General features: G+C 64.8%; 15 protein-coding genes. 9 read left to right on the top strand and 6 right to left on the bottom strand.

Going from position 1 to position 22,433, the window contains the following annotated elements:
- On the top strand, positions 1–597 hold the full coding sequence (locus tag KUV49_RS11585; protein ID WP_222450080.1) for an NTP transferase domain-containing protein: 597 nt from the start codon (positions 1–3) through the stop codon (positions 595–597).
- Positions 598–1,155: 558 nt separating this feature from the next.
- On the opposite strand, the gene KUV49_RS11580 is transcribed toward KUV49_RS11585, so the two are convergent.
- Both KUV49_RS11580 and KUV49_RS11575 read right to left on the bottom strand, forming a co-directional pair.
- Entirely contained in the window at positions 1,156–3,042 is a 1,887-nt protein-coding gene (locus KUV49_RS11580) for a Hint domain-containing protein (RefSeq protein WP_222450079.1), read from the bottom strand.
- 288 nt (positions 3,043–3,330) lie between these two features.
- Positions 3,331–8,754 (bottom strand): tandem-95 repeat protein, encoded by a 5,424-nt coding sequence (locus KUV49_RS11575; protein ID WP_222450078.1) that lies wholly within the window; start codon positions 8,752–8,754, stop codon positions 3,331–3,333.
- Between the two features lie 1,112 nt (positions 8,755–9,866).
- On the opposite strand from KUV49_RS11575, the gene KUV49_RS11570 reads away from it, so the two are divergent.
- The 6 genes from KUV49_RS11570 to KUV49_RS11545 are packed head-to-tail and all read left to right on the top strand — an operon-like array spanning position 9,867 to position 15,902.
- Positions 9,867–11,081 (top strand): aromatic ring-hydroxylating oxygenase subunit alpha, encoded by a 1,215-nt coding sequence (locus KUV49_RS11570; protein WP_222450077.1) that lies wholly within the window; start codon positions 9,867–9,869, stop codon positions 11,079–11,081.
- 34 nt (positions 11,082–11,115) lie between these two features.
- Complete coding sequence (locus tag KUV49_RS11565; protein WP_152492282.1) at positions 11,116–11,982, top strand: ABC transporter permease; 867 nt, start codon at positions 11,116–11,118, stop codon at positions 11,980–11,982.
- Positions 11,979–12,794: an ABC transporter permease gene (locus tag KUV49_RS11560; protein WP_222450076.1), complete on the top strand. Its 816-nt coding sequence runs from the start codon at positions 11,979–11,981 to the stop codon at positions 12,792–12,794. Before KUV49_RS11565 ends, KUV49_RS11560 begins: the two co-directional genes overlap by 4 nt.
- Positions 12,795–12,815: 21 nt before the next feature.
- The gene (locus tag KUV49_RS11555; RefSeq protein WP_261391176.1) at positions 12,816–13,919 is read left to right on the top strand and encodes an ABC transporter ATP-binding protein; all 1,104 of its coding nucleotides are present in this window, start codon (positions 12,816–12,818) and stop codon (positions 13,917–13,919) included.
- A 4-nt stretch (positions 13,920–13,923) separates the two neighbouring features.
- Positions 13,924–15,129 carry an aromatic ring-hydroxylating oxygenase subunit alpha gene (locus tag KUV49_RS11550; protein ID WP_222450075.1) on the top strand — a complete coding sequence of 402 codons (1,206 nt, stop codon included), beginning with the start codon at positions 13,924–13,926 and terminating at the stop codon, positions 15,127–15,129.
- A complete protein-coding gene (locus KUV49_RS11545; RefSeq protein ID WP_222450074.1) occupies positions 15,126–15,902 on the top strand; it encodes a methyltransferase domain-containing protein in 777 nt (258 codons plus the stop codon). Before KUV49_RS11550 ends, KUV49_RS11545 begins: the two co-directional genes overlap by 4 nt.
- 78 nt (positions 15,903–15,980) lie before the next feature.
- Here KUV49_RS11545 and KUV49_RS11540 read toward each other — a convergent pair whose 3' ends face one another.
- Both KUV49_RS11540 and KUV49_RS11535 read right to left on the bottom strand, forming a co-directional pair.
- Positions 15,981–17,045 (bottom strand): extracellular solute-binding protein, encoded by a 1,065-nt coding sequence (locus tag KUV49_RS11540; RefSeq protein WP_261391175.1) that lies wholly within the window; start codon positions 17,043–17,045, stop codon positions 15,981–15,983.
- Between the two features lie 145 nt (positions 17,046–17,190).
- Complete coding sequence (locus KUV49_RS11535) at positions 17,191–18,582, bottom strand: aminotransferase (protein WP_261391174.1); 1,392 nt, start codon at positions 18,580–18,582, stop codon at positions 17,191–17,193.
- A 243-nt stretch (positions 18,583–18,825) separates the two neighbouring features.
- On the opposite strand from KUV49_RS11535, the gene KUV49_RS11530 reads away from it, so the two are divergent.
- On the top strand, positions 18,826–19,449 hold the full coding sequence (locus KUV49_RS11530) for a TetR family transcriptional regulator C-terminal domain-containing protein (protein ID WP_261391173.1): 624 nt from the start codon (positions 18,826–18,828) through the stop codon (positions 19,447–19,449).
- Between the two features lie 178 nt (positions 19,450–19,627).
- Positions 19,628–20,542, top strand: coding sequence for a glycosyltransferase (locus KUV49_RS11525; protein WP_222450072.1), 915 nt, complete (start codon positions 19,628–19,630; stop codon positions 20,540–20,542).
- A 16-nt stretch (positions 20,543–20,558) separates the two neighbouring features.
- Here KUV49_RS11525 and KUV49_RS11520 read toward each other — a convergent pair whose 3' ends face one another.
- Together KUV49_RS11520 and KUV49_RS11515 are read right to left on the bottom strand one after the other, a co-directional pair.
- Positions 20,559–21,506 carry a GNAT family N-acetyltransferase gene (locus tag KUV49_RS11520; protein ID WP_222450071.1) on the bottom strand — a complete coding sequence of 316 codons (948 nt, stop codon included), beginning with the start codon at positions 21,504–21,506 and terminating at the stop codon, positions 20,559–20,561.
- Positions 21,503–22,432, bottom strand: a complete 930-nt coding sequence (locus KUV49_RS11515) for a hypothetical protein (protein WP_222450070.1) — start codon at positions 22,430–22,432, stop codon at positions 21,503–21,505. Before KUV49_RS11515 ends, KUV49_RS11520 begins: the two co-directional genes overlap by 4 nt.
- Position 22,433 lies beyond the last annotated feature (1 nt).

Genomic DNA, 22,433 nt, shown 5'->3' with positions numbered 1-22,433 from the left:
GTGACATTGGGGATCGTGCTGCCCGCCGCGGGGGCGTCGTCGCGGATGCGCGGGCGCGACAAGCTGTTGGAAGAGGTGGACGGCGTTCCCTTGTTGCTGCGGCAAACGCGGCGGGCGTTAAACCTCGGTTTATCTGTGCTTGTTACGTTGCCCACAGTGTCCGGTGCGCGCGCGGCCAGCCTTGGTGCGGCAGGCACGGGGCTTGAGACGCGGCCTGTCGCCGATGCGGCGGCCGGGATCAGCGCGTCGCTGCGCGTGGCGGCGCATTGGGCGATGGAACGGGACCTGGGCGGGCTGATGATCGTCCTGCCCGACATGCCGGATCTGACGTCCGGGGACATGCAGGCGGTTGCGGCGGCCCACGCGGACCATCCGCACGACGTGATCCGCGCCACGGACGAGGACGGGCAGTTCGGGCACCCCACCCTCCTGCCCGCCCGGCTGTTGCCGGCGCTGGTCACGCTCCGCGGCGATACCGGCGCGCGCGAGGTGATCGCGCGGGAAAAGATACGGCCCTGCACCCTTGGCGGGACGCGGGCGACGATGGATCTGGATACGCCCGAAGCCTGGAAGGCGTGGCGGGCGGCAAGGGATTGACGCGGCCTGACCGTGACCCCGCGCGTCAGGGTCAGATAACCGCGGAAAGCGTGCAGGCGGCGTGCGGGACGCAAAGCGCCCGGGCTCGGGCCTTGGGCGCAAGTCGGGCGCGAGGGGCAAGCCGGGCGCGGCGCGCAAGTCCTGTGCGACACACGCGGCGGCCGCAACACGCAAGGCGCGTGCAACATACGAGGAGAGCGAAACACGCAAGGCGCAAGCAACACCCAGGGCGAACGGGACGCGCAACAAGGCGAACGGCACGCGCAAAGCGCACAACACGAAGCGGACGCGACACGCGACGCACGAGGCGGCCGCAACACGTGACGTGCAAGGCGCGCGCTATACGTGACCCGTGCAAGACGCGCTGTGCACCAGACGCGCGCGGGATGCGCAAGGCGCGTGCAACATGCTAATTGCGCGCGACGCGCAAGGGGCATTAAAAACGCAGGACGCTATGCGCAATGTGCACGCAAAGGGCGTTAGGCGCAGTGGGCACGCAAGGCGCGCGGGACGCGCCAACCGTTGAGGTCGCGCGCAGATGCGCGGTGCGGCCAGGTGCTAGCGCAGTGCCTGGTCCACCAGCAGCTTCGCCTCGTGCGCCTTGAGCGACAGGCGGGCGGAGTGGTAGCCCGCCAACCCCGCCTGCGTGGCAAGCTCGGGGAAGAGCGTGAGGATCTCGTCACGGCTTTCCTGCCCCACGCCGCGCATCGAGTAATCGCCGGGCTGGAAGCTTTCGGACCAGGCCCCGTCGGCCAGGATCACCTCGTGATGGTCGAACATCAGGTGAATGTAGCTGACCCTGTCGGTGACCGCACGGTCGACACCGTCGAGCCCGGTCAGGTGCTTGGCCGCGACCAGCACCTCGCGTTCGCCGAACATGACCTCGGCCAGTTCGTTGGCCAGTAGCATCCGGTGGTTCGGGCTGACAAGCATGTCGCGGTCGGGCATGTCGGCGCCGAGCGCGCCCTTGCGGATCAGGATGGGCTGGAACTTGGGCATCGCGGCCAGGTCTGCCGTGCCAAGGTCGCGACGGCCCACCCAGCGGATCTCGCGGATGCCGTTGTCGCGGGTGAAGACGTGGTCGCCGGGGCGCAGCGTCTCGACCGCGCGGGTGCCCCGCGGCGTGGCGATCTGTGCGCCCGGCGTGAAGCAGACGATCAGCTCTTCGATATCCGTATAGTTGATATTGGCCGTCTCGTGCCCGCGTTGAAGCTGGATCTGGCCGTTGAAGCCCGGATTGCCGTTCGTTTCGGGATTCTTGACGAAATGCGTCACGGTCCAGCCGTCATCCAGAAGCGGCCTGATGTCGAGCGTGTCGTAATCGTCGCCGGTCGAGCCACCGTTCACGGTGGTGTTGTTGACGCCCGACGTGCCCAGCTGGTTGATGATCAAGGTGTCGCGGTCGGCACCGCCATTCAGGTTGTCATTGTCGCCGCCGCCGAAGATCGTGTCGTTGCCCGCGCCGCCCTCGACGTAGTCGCAGCCGTCGCCCGCGTCGATCCGGTCATTGCCGGCGCCGCCGTCGATCGTGTCGTTGCCCGAGCCGCCCTCGATCGTGTCGTCGCCCTCGCCGCCGGACAGGCTGTCATTGCCGCCCTGCCCGAAGATCTGGTCATTGCCGGTGCCGCCGAAGATGGTGTCGTTGCCCTCGACGAAGGGCGTGACGACGGGGTCGTCGATAAGATCGCCCGACAGGGAAAAGCCGGACTGGCCGGTGCGGGTTTCCAGGGTGAACTCGATGAATTCGCGGTTCTCGAACGAGGCCGAGAACCACGCGTCCTGGTCGGACGGGTCGTTGGTTTCCGTCCCCGCGGCATTGACCACGCCGCCCGAGGTGGTGACGTTCAAGGACGTGTCGCCCGAGGTCGAGAAATCCGTGAAGCTGCCGGCGTCGATGGTCACGGATTCCTGGTCGCCGGGGCTGTTGCGGTCGATGTCGTTCCAAGTGGCGACGGAGTTCAGCGCGACGTTCTGGCCGGTGGCCGGGTCGAAGAACTCCAGCCGGAACGAGGCGGTTTCGCCCACGTCATGCGCGTCGAAGTCGCCGTTCAGAAGAATCTCGAACCCCGCGCCGCCGGACAGGTCCACGGCAAGGTCCTTGTCGGACTTGGCGGTCAGGATCAGGCGGGCGGAAATCGGGGTGCCGTCCTCGAGGGTGGCCACGTTGCTGTAGACCGCGACATCGCCGACCTGGGCGCAGTTGTTGCCCGACGAGCTGTCGGAGACGAGGTTGTCGATATCGAGCACCAGCGGCGAGGCGTCGGAGCCGAGCGCGGTGCCTTCGCCCGCATCGCCGAAGAGCACGTCATCGCCGGACCCGCCGTCGATGCAATCGCTGCCGCCTTCGCCGGAAATGCGGTCGTTGCCGCCCCCGCCGGTGATCGTGTCAGGATCGTTGGTGCCCTGCAACGTGTCGTTGCCGGAAGTGCCGGGAATCGTCGCCATGGCAGTGGCCTCCTGAAGGAGCGGACGGACCTCCCCCGAGATGCGCCGCAATACCGTCTAATTTGAGTCAAGATTGAGACATTATGTACCTCTGCTTCAAGGAGAATTCGAGTGAAATCCTTCATACTGTGCATAATGCGGTAATAATTTATGCGGACGTCAATTACTTGATCTCAAAAACGAAACAATCCCGACCAATGGCCGGGATTGTTCATTGGAACTCGAGTCAGCCCCCTTAACCGATTCCATGTGACCGGCCCCATAAAGGGCCGGTCGGCTGCAAAGCTGTTACTTGACCAGAAGCCGGGCTTCGTGCCGTTTCAGCGACCGGCGCGCGGCGGTGTAGGCCTTCAGGCCCTCTGCCTCGGAGAGTTCCGGGAAGAGCTCGAAGATTTCCTTGCGCTGGGCGTCGCCCATCGCGTCGAGCACCGTGTCGCCGGGCTGGAAGCTTTCGGTCCAGGCACCGTTGGACAGCACCACCTCGTGCTGGTCGAACATGAAGTGGATGTAGCTGACCGAGCTGGCCTCGACCGAGGACACACCTTCCATGCCGGTGAGGTGCTTGGCGGCCGCCAGGACCTCGCGGTCCTCGAAGTAGAGCGCCGACTTGTCGTTGTTGATCAGCAGGCGGTGCTGCGGCGAGACCATCATGTCGCGTTCCGGCAGGCCGTGGCCCAGCGAACCCGCGCGGATCAGGACCGGCTGCAGGTGCGGCGCATGGGCCAGCTCCTGCCCCGACAGATCGCGGCGGCCCACCCAACGGATTTCCTGCAGGCCGTTGTCGCGGGTGATGACCTTGTCGCCCTCGCGCAGCTCTTCGACCCGGCGCTCGCCTTTCGGCGTGGCGATGACCGTGCCCGGCGTGAAGCAGGGAATGACGTCCTCGATCTCGGTGAACTTCAGCGTGCCTTCGACATTGCCGTCGGCATCGAGGAAGTTGACCTGGCCGGTGAAGCTGTTGCCGTCCGGATCGTTCGGCGTGGTCAGGTCCAGCGGGGTGACGCCGTCGCTTTGGACGATCTCGAACCGGCCGAGACCGCGCAGGTCGAGCTGGTCGTTCTCGTTGTCGGTCGTCGGGTCGTCGTCGCCGTCCTCGGTGCCGCCGTCGATCTCGTCGCCGAAGGCATGTTCGCGCTCGTCGAAGTGGAACTCGTCCGAGCCGGCCTCGCCATACATCGTGTCGGCACCCTGGCCGCCATAGATGGTGTCGCGGCCGTTGCCGCCGTAGATCAGGTCGTTGTCGATACCGCCATCGAGCAGGTCGCTGCCGCCGCCACCGTAGATGGTGTCGTCATCGTCCTGGCCGTAGACCGTGTCGTTGCCCGCGCCGGCGTCGATCCAGTCGCGGCCGTTGCTTTCGTCCGGGTCGGGGCCGAAGGTGCCGCCATCGGGGGCGTTCGGGATGTTGACCTGGTCGAAGGGCACGACGTTGGGGTCGAGACCGCCATAGATGAGGTCGTCGCCCGCGCCGGACGAGATCGTGTCGTCGCCTTCGCCGCCGACGATGGTATCGTTGCCCCAGAGCGAGGTGATCACGTCGTCGTCGATGCCGCCGTCGACATAGTTGTCACCCGCACCGGCGTTGATCGTGTCGTCATCGTCGCCGGTATAGATGGTGTCGTTGCCACGGCCGGTATTGACCAGGTCACGGTCGTCGTCCGGGTCGGCATCCGAGGGCACGGCCGGGAACGGGCCGTAGGACGGGAAGCCGTCATCGGGCAGCGGCAGGGCGCTGTTCTTGGAAGTGTCGATATAGTTGTCGCCACCGCTGCTTTCGACCGTATCGCTTCCGTCGCCGGAAATGACCGTGTCGTTGCCGTAGCCGGTGTCGATCCTGTCGTCGCCATTGCCGCCGTCGACACTGTCGTCGCCTTCGCCGGTTTCCACGTCGATCGGGCCGTCGGCATCCTTGGCGTCGATGGTGTCGTCGCCGCTGCCGGTGATGATGCGCTCGATCTCCTGGAAGGTGATGTCGGGCGTGTCGTCGGCATCAAGGCCGTTGACCGTGCCGTTCTCGGGATCGGCGTCTTCCAAGATGACGGTCAGGTCCTCGGTGCGGTCGCCGAGGTTCAGGATGTCGCCCGCGTCACCGTTTTCCGGGCCGTCGGGGTTGCCGTCGGTGCCGTCCGAGCCGCCGTCGATGGTGACGTCGATATCCGTGGCCGGATCGGTGCCGTCGACGGTGAACTCGTCGTCGCCGGTGCCGCCGGAGGCCTGGTCGTCGCCGCCCACGGCGATGTCGTCATCGCCCTGGCCGCCGTTCAGCGTGTCGGTGCCGTCGCCACCCGCAAGGGTGTCGGAGCCGTCGCCGCCATCGACGCTGTCGTCGCCGTTTGCGCCGGTGATCCGATCGTCGCCGGTGCCGCCATCGACCGTGTCGTCGCCTTCGCCGGCGTCGATCTTGTCGTCGCCGCCATTGCCGAAGATCGTGTCGTTGTCACCGTCGGCGCCGTCGATCTGGTCGCCCTCGGCATCGCTGTAGCCGGGGGTCATCACCTCGCCGGTGTCCTTGCCGTCGACCGGGCCGATCACGTCGGTCACCTCGACCGAGATCTGAGCGGTGTCGGTCAGCCCGTTGCCGTCGGAAATCGTGTAGGTGATCGTCGCCTCGCCCACGAAGGCCGGTGCCGGGGTGAAGGTGACCGTGTCGTCGGTATAGGTCACGGTGCCCTGGCTGGACGGAACGCTGGCGTTGATGATGCGGATCGGGTCGCCATCGGGATCGCTGTCATTGGTCAGCGGCGTGACGGTGACGGCCGTGCCCTGCGGCGTGGAGCCGCCATCGTCGTTCTCGGCGACAGGTGCGTCGTTGACCGGGCCCACGTTGACCAGTGCGGTGCCGGTGTCGGTGCCGCCCTGCCCGTCGCTGACGGTATAGGTGAACTCGACCGGGCCGTTATAGTTCTCGGCCGGCGTGAAGGTGACGGTGCCGTCGCCGTTCAGGACCACCTCGCCAAGCGCCGGGTCGATCGGGTCGACCGCGGACACCACCAGCGGATCGCCGTCGACATCGGTGTCGTTGGCCGCCGGGTTGAAGGTGATCGGCGTGTCCTCGAGCGTGTTCTCGATATCGTCCACCGCGACCGGGTCGTCGTTGATCGGCGTCACGGTCACGTCGATCTCGGCGCTGTCGGTGCCGCCATTGCCGTCGGTGATGGTGTAGCTGATCGTCGCCTCGCCGTTGAAGTTCTCGGCGGGGGTGAAGGTGACGGTGGTGTCGGTGAAGGTCACCGTGCCCTGGTCGGACGGGACGTTGGCGCCGGTGATGGTGAGCGTGTCGCCATCGGGATCGGTGTCGTTGTCCAGCGGCGTCAGAACGATCGCCGTGTCCTCGGCCGTGGTGGCGGTGTCGTCGGCCGCTTCGGGCGCGTCCTGCACCTGGCCCACGTTGACCAGAACGGTGCCGGTGTCCGACAGGCCGTCGGGGTCTTCGACCGTGTAGGTCAGCTCGACCGGGCCATTATAGTCGGTGGCCGGGGTGAAGGTGACCGTGCCGTCGCCATTCACGACCGCGCTGCCCAGGGTGGGATCGGTGACGGTGACCGAGGTCACGGTCAGCGTATCGCCATCGGGATCGGTATCATTGGCCGCCGGGTCGAAGGTGACGGATTCGTCTTCCAGCGTCGAGACGGTGTCGTCCACCGCTTCGGGCGCGTCGTTGACGTTGTTCACCGTGACCGAGATCTCGGCGGTGTCGGTGCCGCCATTGTCGTCGGTGATCGAGTAGCTGATCGTCGCCTCGCCGAAGAAGTCATCGGCCGGCGTGAACTGGATCTCGGTGTCGGTGAAGGTCAGCGTGCCCTGGTCGGACGGGACCGTGGCCGCCGTGATCCGCAGCGTGTCGCCGTCCACGTCGGTGTCGTTGTCCAGCGGCGTGATCGTGACGGTGGTTTCCTCGTCCGTGGTGGCCGTGTCGTTGACCGCGTCGGGCGCGTCGTTGACCGGGGCGACGTTGAACGTGATCGTCGCGGTCGAGGTTTCGCCCGAGGGATCGGTGACCGTGTAGCTGACGCTGTCGGTGCCGTTGAAGTTCTCGTTCGGCGTGTAGGTGAAGGTGCCGTCGCCATTGTCGGTCAGCGTGCCGTTGGCCGGCGTGCCGATGCTGTCCACGGTCAGCGTGTCGTCGTCCGGGTCGGTGTCGTTGGCGGTCGGGTTGAAGGTGACGGTCTCGTCCTCGTTCACCGGAACGGTGTCGTCGACCGCGGTCGGCGCCTCGTTCTGGGGATCGGTGAGGATGGTCTCGATCTGGCTGAATTCCAGGGTCGAACCGTCGGCGAATGTCACGGTGCCGGCGCGGGCGCCGTCATCAGAGGCATCCGCCGCATCCGTGATCGTGACCTTGCCGGTGCCGCGCAGGTCCAGCGTGTCGTTGTCCAGCGTGTCGTCCGGGCCGTTGCCGCCGACGATGGTGTCGCCGTCGCCATCGGAGGACGTGGAGACCACGAACGTGTCGTTGCCGCCCTCGCCGTAGATGACGTCCGCGCCCGCGCCGCCGGTGATCACATCATTGCCGCCCTCGCCATCCTGGTCGGGATCGAAGCCGGTGTCGAAATACATGTCGGTGATGTGAATGCCCGAATTGTCATGGCCATTCTGCGTGTGCGTGACCTCGACCCGCGATACCGGGCCGGGAATGGTGACCTGGACGGTCGTGTCGGGATCGTTCTGATTCTGGTACGGGCCGTTGGCATCGGCCTCGTTGCCGTTGATGACGACATCCTTGCCGCCCTGCAGGACGACTTCGATCGGGTTGTTGTCGGCGTCATAGGCGGTGACGGTGACAAGCCCGTCGCCGTCCAGATCGTTGATGTTGAACTCCAGGTCGCCGACCGGCTTGGAAAACTCCCAGCGGAACGCGCCCGTGTTGCCCTTGCCGGAGGTTTCCGAATAGAGCGAGCTGTTGGTGTCGATCGCCTCGCCGCCCGTGTCGATGCCGGCGGTGTTCAGGTTGGTGTGATTGTCGACGTCGCTTTCGTGGTACCCGGTATCGAGGATCCGGGTGTAGGTGACGTCCACGCTGCCGGTATTCTGGGTGACGGTGTTGTCGGCCTGGTGGCTCGAGACCAGGTCCCAGTTGAAGCTTTCGCGCGGGCCTTCGAATGTTCCGGCGTCACCGCTGTCACCGTAAATGGTGTCGTCGCCGCCTGCGCCGTCGATCGTGTCGTCGCCGCCATTGCCGAAGATCAGGTCCGCATCGTTGGTGATCTTGTCGCCGCCCTGGTCGGTGGGCGCGTTGGAGTCGTCATAGCCGAGGGCCATGTCCTCGCCGAAATCCTCGCCGTCGACGGCGCCATCGGCCGGGGCGTCGGAGGTATAGCCGGCATCCACGTTGAGCGCGCTCTTGTCGCCGCCGGAATAGTAGGGCACCGCGATCGGATCGGAGAACCCGGAGTACTGACTGGCGTCGCTGTCCTCGTTCTCGGCGCCGACATTCTGCTTGACCAGCGGCTCGCCCTTCACCTCGGTGGGGAACTTCACCACGTAGGACTTGCTGTGATACGTGTGCAGGCCGGTGAACTCGTAGGCGCCCGACGCGTCGGTGTGCGTGTATCCCAGGAAGTACTTGTTGCCGTAGGAATCGACCTTGTAGAGTTCGACCCGCAAGCCCTCCAGGCCGGTGTCGTAGCCGCCGGTGCCGTTGTTTTCCGTGTTGTCGCCATTGCTGTCCGAGAACAGGCGCCCTGAAATCGTTCCGCCGCTTGAAAAGGTCATGAAATCATACTCCCGAGGTGGCGCGAGCGCCGAAGTTGAGGAAAGTGCCACCAGTGCCGGCGACGTGTGCAAACGAGGTCGGAGAAGCGTTCGGTCCGGTGCCGACCGCCCTGCCCTCGTGCACGGGCATTTTCAGACTGACCGGGCCGGGCCCATGTGTGGGAACAGAAGTCACCATCGTTTTCTCCATTCGGCGCCCCGCATCGGCGGTTCGCCAGACCAATAACCAAGACCCACTGCCGACGATGTGACGGTCAGGGGGCAACCTGCACGAACCTCATTTCAGGAGGGAAAGACCCACAATATCGCGGGAATGGCGCGACGTTCGCACGCCGCGTCCATTCGCTCTCGGCCAGCCGCCAAAGCAACCCGACGATCGCATCTTCCACGCACCGGAAAGATGGTGCGTCTCGTGCGGTCGCCCCCGTGACCTACAGACATCGCCCCCCAGTTGGGCTGAACTCGTTGTACGGGATCGCCCGGATCACACAAAGTGAAATTTGTCAGAAAACTGTCGATGCAGTTTACGAAATTGCCTTTTAAATGCGTGGATTATGGCAGCTACAAAGCTGCAAATCTGGCGATTGTTTCCGGGCGCGTTCGGGGCCGCCCCGGCATGGAGCCAAAAAAACATGAGGGTTGTGCCCTGCCATTTTGCCGCCCTGCAACCTGAAGCTGTGTATTGTTTCCGGATCGCCTCAAAATCAAAATCGTTTTGAATGTGGCGGGAGTTGGATGGCGGTGAAATTCAGCTGTTGGCTGACCCTGCGTCAATCGGCATCGTTTCAGGCCTTTTGTTCCGAACCGGAAACGATCGCGCCACATTTTGCCCGAATCGTCCCGTTTCGGGATTGGACCGCCCCCGGTTGAGCGCCCGATTGCATGGCGCGCGGGCCGGCGGACCGCCACGGAGCGCTCGCGGCTTCGAGGGCGCTCGACGACACGCGAGCTGCAGGAATTCGGCCATTCTTATGACGCGACCGGCCCGGCAGTGTGGAAACCAGCAGCAGGCCCACGGGAAAGCCAGGGCTCTCGGCAGGCTTGGAATTAATTTATTTGAGCGCTCAATAAAACTTGATAAGGTGTGCGCAGCGACCAACCTGGAGTTACCCATGACCCCCCCTGCCACACAGGCCATAGACCTGCCCAACGACCATGACCGCAAGGGACTGCCCGCCTGGAGTTACTTCAACACCGAGATGCTGGAGATGGAAAAGGACCTGTTGTTCCGGTCGCATTGGCAGCTTGTCTGCCATGCCAACGACCTGCCGGAGGCCGGCGATTTCGTCACGCTGGACTGCGTGGGGGAACGCGCGCTGGTGATCCGGGGCAAGGATGGCGAGCTGCGGGCCTTTCACAACCTGTGCCGGCATCGCGGATCGCGAGTGGTGGCCGGGGAACAGGGCAATTGCAAGAACGCGATCATCTGCCCCTTCCACGGCTGGGTCTACAACCTTGACGGCACGTTGCGCGGGGCGGCGCAGCCCGACACCCTGCCCGAGCTGGATCCCGTCGCCTTTGGCTTGAAGGCGATCGAGCTGGACCTGTGGCGGGGGTTCGTCTTCGTGCGGTTCCGCCCCGGCCCGCAACCCGCGATATCAGAGGTGCTGTCGCGGTTCGATGCCGAGATCGACCAGTACGACCTTGAAGGGCTGATGCCCTCGGGCGAAGGGTTCTATGCCGACGTGGCGGAGGTGAACTGGAAATGCATCCGCGATGTGGACAACGAAGGCTATCACGTGCCCATGGCCCATCCCGGCCTGCAGGACCTTTTCGGGTCCAACTATTATGACGAGGATTTCGAGGACGGCGCGTCGCGCTCCTATTCCGAGTTCCGCGAGGCGAACCACCGCCTGTGGAGCGTGCGGGCCTACACGTCCATTTTGCAGGCGCCGCCCAAGCTGGACGAGAGCCATGCCAGGGCCTGGCTCTATATCGGCATCTTCCCGAATTGCGTGCTTGGCATTTATCCCGATTGTGTCAAATTCTACCAGGAATTCCCGGTGGAGTATGGCAAGACCATGCAGCGCGGAACGACCTACAGGCTGGGCACCGAAGACCGCCGGATGCGGCTGTCGCGCTATCTCAGCAGCCGGATCGACAGGCTGACCTCGGAAGAGGACGAGGAACTGGTGCGCTGGTCCTGGGAAGCGGCGTTTTCCAGCGGCTATGACGGGGTGATCCTGTCGGACCTGGAAAACACCGTGCGCAGCTATCACGACTGCCTGCGCGAGCTGTTCCCGGTGCTGAACGAGGACGAGCCGCCCAAGGGCACGGTGGCCGCGCGCAACGCCGAGTTGCTGGCGCAGAAAGTCGCCGCCGAATGAGTACCGGACCCGTCTCCGGCAGAGGCGCACCCTGATGGCATGGCGCTTTGACCGCGAGGCGGGACAGGGCCTCAAGCTGATCAGCCCGACATTCGGCTATGTGCTGGTGATGCTGGCCGCGCCGTTGTTGATGGTGGTCACCTTCAGCTTCTGGACGCAGGATTACCTGACGATCGACACGACGCTGACGCTGGACAATTACCGCGAAGCGTGGACGCAGCCGCTCTACCAGGTGCTGATGTGGCGCTCGCTGAAGATCTCGCTGATCGTGACTGTGGTGACGGTGCTCTTGGCCTTTCCCATCGCCTATTACCTGTCGTTTCACGTCAGGAAGCGCAAGGCGCTGTGGCTGTTCCTGATCACGGTGCCGTTCTGGACAAGCTACCTGCTGCGGGTGTTCCTGTGGAAGGTGATCCTGGGCTATAACGGCGTCTTCAACACCACCCTGATGGGCCTGGGGTTCATCGAAGAGCCGCTGACGTTCCTTCTTTACAACCTGAACGCGGTGGTGATCACGCTGGCCCATGCCTGGGCGCCCTTCGCGATCCTGCCCATCTTCGTGGCCCTGGAGAAGATCGACCGCTCGCTGCTGGAGGCCGCGACAGACCTTGGCGACGGGCCGGTGCGGCGGTTTTTCCGCGTGACGCTGCCGCTGGCGATGCCCGGCATCGTGGCTTCGACCCTGATCGTGCTGATCCCGACGGTGGGCGATTTCATCACGCCGCGGCTGGTGGGCGGCACCGACGGGCTGATGATCTCGAACATGATCCAGATCCAGTTCGGCAAGGCCAACAACGCGCCGCTGGGGGCGGCGCTGGCAGTGTCGGCGATGGTGGTGATCGGGCTGATCAGCGCGGGCATCTTCTTTGCCGGCAAGAAACTCGGAGGACGCGTACGATGAAATGGCTCTCGGTCAAGTGGCTGACGATCTACGCCGTGGTCTACATGATCTTTCTCTATGCGCCGGTCATCCTGCTGCCGCTTTTCGCGTTCAACACCTCGACGATCATCGCCTTCCCCCTGTCCGGCTTCACCACCGAGTGGTTCGTGGGTTTGTGGCATACCGACACGTTGCACACCGCGCTGGGCAATTCGATGATCGTGGGGCTGACCACGGCGGTTCTGAGCACGCTTCTGGGCGCCTTCGCCGCGCGCGCCTCGGCGCGGTTCGCCTTTCCCGGCAAGACCGGGATCGTCGGGCTGATCATGCTGCCGCTGGTGCTGCCCGAGATCATCGTGGCGGTGGCGCTCTTGGTGATGCTGAACCAGTTGGGGATGCCGCTGTCGCTGTGGACGGTGGTGGCGGGGCATGTGCTGATCTGCACGCCCTTTTCCATCGCCATCCTCAGCTCGGCCTTCCGGGGGCTGGACCGCGAGCTGGAGGAAGCCTCGTTCGACCTGGGCGAGTCGCGCTGGGGCACGTTCCGGCGCGTGACGCTGCCGCTTGTGCTGCCGGGCGTGATCTCCAGCCTGCTGATCACCTTCACCATCAGCCTCGACGAGTTCATCATCGCCTTCTTCCTGACCGGAACCGACGTGACCCTGCCGGTCTATATCTGGAGCCAGCTGCGCTTTCCCGCCAAGCTGCCGTCGGTCATGGCGCTGGGCACGATCCTGCTGGCGGTCTCGGTCCTGCTGCTGATCGCCGCCGAGGCGCTGCGCCGGCGCAGTGCCAGCCGGCAGGGTGTCGACACCACGCTGGCCGGGGTTTGAACCATGAGCGGAACGAGTGACATGCAAGACGACAGGACGCCGATGATCGAGATCCGCGACGTGGTCAAGAAATTCGGCAGCTTCACGGCGCTGCACGGCATCACCGCCGATATCCGCGAGGGCGAGTTCTTTTCCCTGCTCGGCCCGTCGGGCTGCGGCAAGACGACCTTGTTGCGCACCATCGCGGGGTTCGAGCCCACCACCAGCGGCACCATCGCCATCGACGGCAAGAACATGGAGGGCATTCCGGCCAACGACCGGCCCACCAACATGGTGTTCCAGAGCTACGCGATCTTCCCCCACCTGAACGTGGAGGAAAACGTGGGCTATGGCCTGAAGACCCGGAAGATGCCGAAAAAGGACATCGCCCGGGAGGTGGCCGAAGTGCTGTCGCTGGTGGACATGGAAGGCTATGGCAAGCGCAAGGCGCACGAGCTGTCGGGCGGTCAGCGGCAACGCGTGGCGCTGGCGCGCGCGCTGGTGATGAAGCCAAAGGTGATCCTGCTGGACGAGCCCTTGTCGGCGCTGGACAAGAAGCTGCGCGACCAGATGCAGGTCGAGCTGCGCAGCCTGCAACGCTCGATCGGGATCACCTTCATCCTGGTGACCCACGACCAGGAGGAAGCGCTGATCATGTCCGACCGGATCGCGGTGATGTTCGAGGGGCAGATTGAACAGCTGGACACGCCCGAGGGCCTGTACCGGCGCCCGGTCAACAAGCGGTTGGCGTCCTTCATCGGGGTGATGAACTTCCTGTCTGCCAAGGTGACGGAAGAGACCGGCACCCACCTGACGCTGGATATCGACGCCCTTGGCAAGATCGAGCTGCCGCGCGCCAGCCTGGGCGACGACATCGGCCCCGACAGCATCGGCACCGTCGGCGTGCGGCCCGAGATGCTGACGGTGCTGTTCGACCAGAACGACTGGTCGCAGAACAAGGTCGAGGGCGAGGTGGTCGATACCGAGTATTACGGCGACATGACCTATTACAAGGTGCGCCTGCCCGGCCGGGACGCGCCGCTGAGCATCTCGATGCGCAACACCGCGGGCCGGTCGGTGGTGCCGCCCGGCAGCCCGGTCACGGTCGGCTGGGGGGCGGAATCGATCGTCGTCTTCGGGGACTGAAGCCATGCGCGTGACCGACCTGATCGACGCGCAGCGAGACGGCCACGCGATGGCGCAGGCGTTCTATACCTCGCCTGCCGTGTTCGAGGCGGACCGCCGCGCGATATTCGGGCGCGAGTGGATGCTGGCGGGGCATGTCTCGGAACTACCGGACCCCGGCGACTATTTTCTGTGCGACATCCTGAAGGACAGCGTGATCCTGTGCCGGGACCACGCCGGCGACGTGCGGGGGTTCGCCAATGTCTGCCGGCACCGCGGCTCGCGCCTGTGCATCGAGCCGCGGGGGAACGTGCGACGTCTGACCTGCCCCTATCACGCTTGGGTCTTCAACCTGGATGGCAGCCTGTTCAGCGCGCGGATGCTGGAAGAGCATCACGACAGGGACGCGCTGGGGCTTTTCCCGGTCGCGGTCGAGATACTGGAGGGGCTGATCTATATCTCGCTGGCCGACGATCCGCCGGATTTCGCACCGATGCGGAAGGCGCTGACGCCCTGCCTGGCGCCGTTCGACCTGGCCAACACCAGGATCGCGCATCGCGAGACCTATCCGGTCGCGGCCAACTGGAAGCTGCTGCTGGAAAATTACAACGAGTGTTACCACTGCACCCCGGCGCATCCGGAATTCTCGCGCAGCCATGTCACGCATCTGTCCGACGAGCGCATCACCCCGCTGAACGACGCGATGGCGGCACGCTCGGCGGCCTGCAACGTGCCCGTGGATTTCATCGACCGTGTCGGCAAGCACGCGCCCGCGCCCGGCGTCGATTTTGCCTATAGCCGCTATGCCCTATACGACGGGTTCCTGACCGGAAGCGAGGATGGCAGGCCGCTGGCGCCCCTGCTGGGGCAGATCGGCGGCCATGACGGCGGCGCGTCGGATGTCTACGTGGGGTTTCTCAACCCGATGCTGCTCTATTGCGATCACGCGGTGCTGTATCGGTTTCTGCCCATCGACGCGGACACCTGCGCGCAGGAGATCATCTGGATGGTCCATGCCGACGCGCGGGAGGGCCGCGACTATGATCTGGGTCGCCTGACATGGCTGTGGGACGTGACCACGAAGGCCGACAAGCGCATCGTCGAGGACAACGCGCGCGGCGTGGCATCGCAGCATTACGTGCCCGGCCCGCTGGTGCCGATGGAGGGCTATCTCGCGCGCTTCATCGACGCCTACCAGACCACGCTGCGGCAACACGAGGCCCGGACATGAGCGACCTGAATTACGACGACCGCCACATCGCGCTGCTGGAGGCGCTTTGGGGCGAGGGATATCTGTCCCCCGGCGGGCCGGAGGAAGTGGCGCGCGTGGTCGAGCACGCGCCGGTCGCGGGCGCGCGGATGCTGGATATTGGCAGCGGATCGGGGGCCATCTCCATTGCGCTGGTGCGTGATCATGGCGCGGCGCATGTCACCGGAATCGACGTCGAAGCGCCCGTCTGCGCGGCGGCGCGGCGTCGGGTCGAGGCGGCGGGGCTGAGCGACCGGATCGCGATAGAGCTGGTCGACCCCGGCCCACTGCCCTTTGACGACGCGAGTTTCGACGTGGTGTTTTCCAAGGATTCGATCATCCACATTCCGGACAAGGAAACGCTGGCCGCCGACGTCTTCCGCATCCTGAAGCCTGGCGGCTGGTTCGCCGCCTCTGACTGGCTGATGTCCCATGACGACGCCCCCTCGCCCGAGATGGCGGCCTATATTGCGATGGAGGATCTGGATTTCGCCATGGCCTCTCCGGCGCGGTACGAAAAGGCGCTGGCGGATGCGGGGTTTCGCAACATCGCGCTGACAAACCGCAATCGGTGGTATCTTTCGCTGGCGCGGGAGGAACTGGCCGGTTTTTCCGGCCCGAAGCGGCCCGACTGGGAAAAGGCGCATGGCGCGGACCTGATCGCGTCGTCCATCGAGACATGGGGTGCGATGATCAAGGTCCTGGAAACCGGCGAGCATTGCCCGCATCACCTGCTGGCGCAGAAGCCCGGCTGACCCGGACGCCTTGCCCCCAAAACGAAAGCCGCCGCACCCGGTAGGCTGCGGCGGTCTTGTTTCGGAGAGGGGTCGGGGTCAGAACCCGGCCTTGATGTTCTCGAATTCCGCGATCATCTTCTCGCGCATTTCCGATCCCGGAGGCGCCTGCCAGAGGGTGTTTTCCCGCAGGGACTCGTTGCTGTCGAGCCCGACCGACTTGAGCATCTCCTGGTCCATCTCCGCCATCTGCGTGGCGTTGGAATGGCCGTAGCCCCAGGCGTTGACGATGTAATCGGCCGTTTTCGGTTCCAGCCAGGCGTTGATGAAATCGTAGAACTTGTCGTCGGAGCCTTCGCCATCCTTCAGCTTGACGTAGCCGCAGACCCAGCTTGACGCGCCTTCCTCGGTGTCGCGTTTCATCGCGATGGGATGGCCCTCGCCGCTCATGGTGGCCGAGGTTTCGTTCCACGCCCAGGCCAGTTCGACCTGGCCCGACTGCATCAGCTGCGCCAGCGACGACGAGCTGTCCCAGTAGGACAGCACATTCTGGTGCACCTTGCGCAGGAAGTCGGAGGCGTTCTGGAAATCCTCGTCGGTGGCGGTGGTCCAGTCCTGCACGCCCGTGGCCAGGAAGCCGAGCGCATAGGCGTCATCCACGCTGTCGCCGATCGACACCTTGCCCATCATCGACGGGTCGGCGAAGATCTGCAGCGAACTGACCTGCTCCTCGGTCAGCTTGTCGGTGTTGTAGGTCAGCGCCGTGTTGCCCCAGTCCATCGGGACGAAATAGTATTCGCCGTCCTTCTTGTAGGCCTCGATCTCGCGGAATTCCTCGTTGAGGTCATCCCAGCGGTCGATGCGCGAGGTATCGAGCGGTTCCAGCAAGCCCGCCTCCATCCATTTCGGCACCGACTGCGAACAGGGGTGCGCGGCATCGGCCTTGAAACCCGAGCGCAGTTTCTGGAACGCCTCCTCCTCGTCGCCGAAGAAGGCGAAGGTGGGCGGCGCGCCATGTGCCTCGGTATAGGCGGTGTAGAATTCGGGGTCCTCGTAGCCGGCCCAGTCGAACACCGTCAGCTCGGGATCCTGCGCCATGGCCGTCGATGTCATCAGCGCGGCAGCTCCGGCGAGCGCGGCAATCTTCAATCGTGACGTGATCATCCATTTCTCCCTGTTTCTTGTTGTACCGGCCCGTCCGGCACGGATGCGGCAGGCCTCTGGCTGCAAAGGCTACGGGGGAAAGCCGGCTGACACAACGTTTATTTGAGCGCTCAAATAATAAGCGTGCCAGCCATCGGGCAGCGCGTCAGTCCGAAGCCATCTGCCCGGTCACGTCTTCCAGCGCGTCCTCGAGCAGGTCGAACATCTCGTCCACCTGCGCCTCGGTGATGATCAGCGGGGGCGAGAAGACCGCCATGTTGATCAGGGGCCGCACCAGGAGGCCGCGCTTTTCGCAGGCCTCGTCCAGCAGCGCGCCCAGCTTGCGCTCGGCCGCGAGCGACGTGCCGGGCGTGTCGGGCCGCCCCTCGATACAGCCTAGAAGGCCCATGCCGCGCAGGTCGCCGACGATGGGGAACCTCTCCAGCGCCCGCAGGCGGGCCTGGAATTTCGGCGTGATCGCGCGGGCATGTTCCAGGATGCGCTCTTCTTCCATGATCTCGATATTCTTCAGCGCCGCGACACAGCAGACCGGATGCGCCGAATAGGTGTAACCGTTGGAAAACAGGACGTTCTCGTCCGGTCCGGTCATCCGTTCCATCACGCGGTCCGAGATGATGCAGGCGCCGAGCGGCAAATAGCCCGAGGTCAGCCCCTTGGCGCAGGTGATGATGTCGGGGGTGATGCCGAACACGTCTTGGGACGCGAACCAGTGGCCCAGCCGGCCGAAGGCGGTGACGACCTCGTCGGAGATATAGAGGATGTCGTGCTTGCGGCAGATCTCGAGCGTGCGCTGGTGATAGCCTTCCGGCGGGATGATCACGCCACCGGAACACAGGATCGGTTCGGCGATGAAGGCACCGATCCTGTCGGCGCCGACCTCGGCGATCATGTCTTCCAGATCCGCGACCTTGGCGTCGCACCAGTCCTCGGCGCTCATGCCGTCGGGGCGGGTGTAGGGGTTCACGTCGGGCAGAAAGCGGACCAGGCGTTTCTCGACGTCGAAGCGGCTCTTGTCGCGTTCCTTGCCGGTCACGGTCGAGGCCAGGTAGGTCGAGCCGTGATAGCCCTTTTCGCGGGCGATCACGATCTTCTTGTCGGGCCGGCCCAGGGCATTGTTCATGAAATGCATCGTGCGCAGGGCGGTGTCGACGGCGGTGGAGCCGCCGGTGGTGAAGAACACGTTATTGAGGTCACCGGGCGCCAGATCGGCGATCTTCTTGGCGAGGATCGTCGAGGGATCGGTGGTCGTGGTCCAGGGCGAGGTATAGGGCAGCCGCACCACCTGTTCGGCGATGGCCGCCGCCATGTCCTTGCGGCCATAGCCGATATTGACGCACCACATGCCGCCCGGCCCGTCGATATAGCGCTTGCCGTCGGCATCCCACAGGTAGATGCCCTCGGCGCTTTCGATCGGGTGATAGTCGCTCTCCTGCCAGGCATCCATGGCCGCCCAGGGGTGGATCTGGTGATTGCGGTCCCATTCGTTCAGCAGGTCCGGCGAGGTGCCGTTGGTCATGGTGCGGGGAAGCGTTGTCATGTCGTGCTCTCCTAAGTCGTCAGAACGCCCCGGGCGGGGGCGCGGTCGGGCCGTTGGCCCGCCCCGGGCTAGGATCGCGTCATGTGTGTTCCAGGTCATGCGCCGTTTTCCCGAGCCTTGGCAACAGTCATAGCGAAGGGCCGATTTGGCGTAAAGTTTTTTTGAGCGCTCAAACAAAAACAATTAGAATGACATTGCCGTGCCGGTATGGAAAAAACGGCACCACCCTGCGGAGGAACGGGATTGACGCAAGACATCACGAAAAGCACCGAAAAGCCACGCAAGGAGCGCAAGGCGAACGCGAACAAGCGCCGGCGGCAATTGCTGGAGGCGACGCGGCGCTCGATCATCGAGCACGGGCTGGCCAGGACGACGCTGGCCACCGTGGCGGCGGAGGCCGGCCTGTCGCAGGGGGTTGCGGTGTTTTACTTCAAGTCCAAGAACGGCCTGCTGGTCGAGACCCTGCGGGCGCATTACGAGTTCTACGACGACACGTGGCGCGCCGCGCTGGCACAGGCGGGTCCGGACCCCATGGACCGCCTGATGGCGCTGATCACGGCGGATTTCTCGGAAGATGTGTGCTCGGCGGAATCGCTCTCGCTCTGGTTCGCGTTCTGGGGAGAGCAGACATTCGTGCCGCAATATGCCGAAGTCTGCCGCGAGTTCGACCGCGACCGCGTGGCGGCGATCCGCGAAGCCTGCGCCGCGCTGATGACCGACGCGCCCGAGGAAGAGGTGCACCGGGTGGCGCAGTGGATCGACACGCTGACCGACGGGTTCTGGCAGAACCTGCACCTGCAACCCACGCGCATGACCCCGGCGGAGTGTCTCGCCTCGACCCGCGCGATGATCGACGCGCTGATCTGAGCCGGGCGCGGCGGCGGGCGGACAGGTCCATGCGCCGGGTCGCGCGGCGGCAATTGCACGAACCGGGGCGCAGGGCGTTGATGGGAGGGATGTCATCTGCTACGCGGTTCGAGGTGACTTTCCCAACCTGAGCCCGGGCCGACCGATGCCAACGCCGCCGAAGGCCACATGCCTTCTCTTGACCTACCAACAGCAGGACCACGTCGCCGAAACGGTGCAATCCGCGCTGCAGCAGGACTGCGCGCCGATGCAGATCGTTCTGTCGGACGACGCCTCGCGCGATGATACGTTCCTGCGCATGAAAGAGGTGGTCGACAGGTATGACGGGCCGCACGAGGTCGTTCTGAACCGCAACGAGACCAACCTGGGCGTCAACGAGCATCTCAAGAAATGTCTCGAGATGTGCCGGGAGGACATCATCATCGCCGCCGCCGGCGACGACCTCTATTACCCGCACCGCAACCGGCGGATCCTCGAGGCATTCGCGGCGCACGACCCGCTATTGGTGTTCTCGCACGCGGATGTGACCACGCTGGACGGGGCCCCTGCCCCGGCGCTGTATCGCAAGGCGACGTTCTATTCGACCACCGACCCGTTGGCCGCCGCGAAATCGCTGTCGCTGTACCTTGGCGCCACCTGCGCGTGGCATCGGTCGCTGTATCGCAAGTACGGGCCGATGATGTTCGACAATACCTACGAGGACCTGATTCTCGGGTTTCGGGCCGCTCTGGAAGGCCGGGCGCATTTTATCGACGAGGCGTTGCTGGCATACCGGACGGGATCGGGGCTGACCAACACGAAACCTCAGCGGTTCACCGCAGAAAGCTACCGGGCGCAGCGACTGCGCGAGATCGAAAGCAACACCTGCGTCTATCGTCAACGCGTGGCTGACGCAGAGACCTTCGGGCTTGGCCCCGATCACGAGATTTCAAAACTCCTGGCCGACCGCGTGGCCGACGGAGAGGTGCGCGCCGCCTTTGTCGAGAAAGGCTGGGCGGGTCTGGCACCGTATTTTGGCCGTCACCCGCTGCAGGTCATTTCGCGCGGCGTGTCCGAGACCCGGCGGCGCAAGAAGCGCATGGCCGCGGCCTGACGCCTGATCCCGCGCCTCAGCCGAGATCCCACCGATACTGCGGAATAGCGAGGCTGCGCGCGCCGAACATCTCCTTCTGTCGGGACAGCCCTACATTGAGCTCGCGGCCTTCGGCCGTGGTCGAGATGCCGAAGCTGAACCAGTCGCGGTCCGCGAAGGTTTCGTTGACAAGGGACTGCACCACCAGGTCCAGCGCGCCGAGGTCGCGCCCATCCCCGGACGAGGCCATGTACTGGCAGTGCACGGTGCGCCCGAAATCGAAGAGGACGACACCGGCCAGCATGCGCGCGCCCTCGAAGGCCGCAAAAAGGCGGATTCGCTTGGGAAACGCCGCGTTGAGGCGCGTGATCTCGTCCAGCGAATGGGTTGGCCGTGCGTCGTGGCGCTGATCAAGCACCTCGCCCAGGATATCCCAGAAGGCGGCGAAATCGGTGGTCTCGGAGGTTGTCAGCCCCGCCTTGGCGGCCTTCTTGGCCCCGTATTTGCGGCCGCTGCTGAATGACAGCTTGCGGCGCAGGGGAATGGCCGCGCTCAGGTCGGTGCGGACCTGCCGGGCACCGGCGTTGCACAGCGCATAGATATCGGCCTCGGCCGGCTGCGCGTGGAATATATGCGGCACGGGCTTATAATTCAGCGCCCCGATCCCCTGCCTGAGAAGATCGTCGCGCAGGCTGGCGAAGATCTGAACCACCTGTGCGGCCGAGGTCGCGGGCTTGACCAGCAGGCCGCCGAAGGTCAGGCCGCCATGGGATTGCAGCGTGTCGTCCACCCGGTTCGCGGGCAGGCAGGCGATGATCTTGCCGTCGCTTTCGAAGATCAGGGAATGATCGTCGAAACGGTCGGAATGGTAGTCCATGAAGCGGCGGTCATGCAGGAACGTGCCGTTCGTCGCGGCGGCTACGAAGTCGTTCCACGCAACGGAAAGATCGGGCGTGTAGCGCTTGATTTCGATGTCGCCGCTCATGTCGCCTGCCACTTTGCCAGGCCGACCCCTGTGCGCCCCATGTCGTTGCCGTTGTAGAACAGGTACTGTGCCCCATCCGGCGCCCTGATATGCGCGGGATAGCAGGTCATGTCGCTGTCCCAGCTTCCGGGCGATCCCAGTGGCAGTTCGACATCGTCCGTGCGGGTGAATTCCACACCGTCCGGCGAGGTGAAGCGGAAGGCCGCATATTGCTTGGCGCGGGTGTCGGAGGTCGCGCGCAGTTCCCATGTGCCGTCCTCCAGCCGGGTCGCGCGGGGGCGGCCGATGCGGTATTCGTCGCCCGAGGGCGTGATGATGCGCTGCGCGGCCGCGTTGTCGAAGGTGACACCGTCAGGGCTGGTCAGCGTCCAGCAATCGTAGCGGGGATAGAGCCGCCCGCCGATCTCCTCCCACCCGTCGCCACGGGAGATCCACGCGCGAAAGCGGCCATCCGGCAGGCGGGCGATGGAATGCAGCGCGCCTATGAACGGTCCCTCGGGGCAGCGGTCGAGCACCGGGGTGGTACTCACCCGCTGAAAGCTGTCGCCGCGATCCCGACTGATGGCGAGGCCGGTGAAGGCCAGGAATTTCGCCTTTTCCACCAGCTGGAAGCCCACGTAATACAGCCGCAACTCGTCCGGCGCGATCTCGATCACGTCGCCCAGGATAAGGCCGTTGTCGTCGAACATGCCCGGTGCGCCGAGATCCAGCACGGGGGCCGTGGAGCTGGCCTTGACCCGGGTCGGATCGTCGGCCGCGACATCGACCCAGCCGATGCGGCTGATGCCGTGTGCGTCGCGCATCCCTCCGAAAATGCGTATCGTCTGCTCGTCGCGCAGCCACGGGCATGGCGTCATGAAGGAATGCTGCGCCCAGTCGAGGGTTCCGTCGGGGCTGAAGATATGCCCCTGTTTCAACCAAGCCATA

Source organism: Roseovarius atlanticus (assembly GCF_019802205.1).
GTDB classification, from domain to species: Bacteria; Pseudomonadota; Alphaproteobacteria; order Rhodobacterales; family Rhodobacteraceae; genus Roseovarius; species Roseovarius atlanticus_A.
This window is presented reverse-complemented; position numbering and strand designations above follow the sequence as displayed.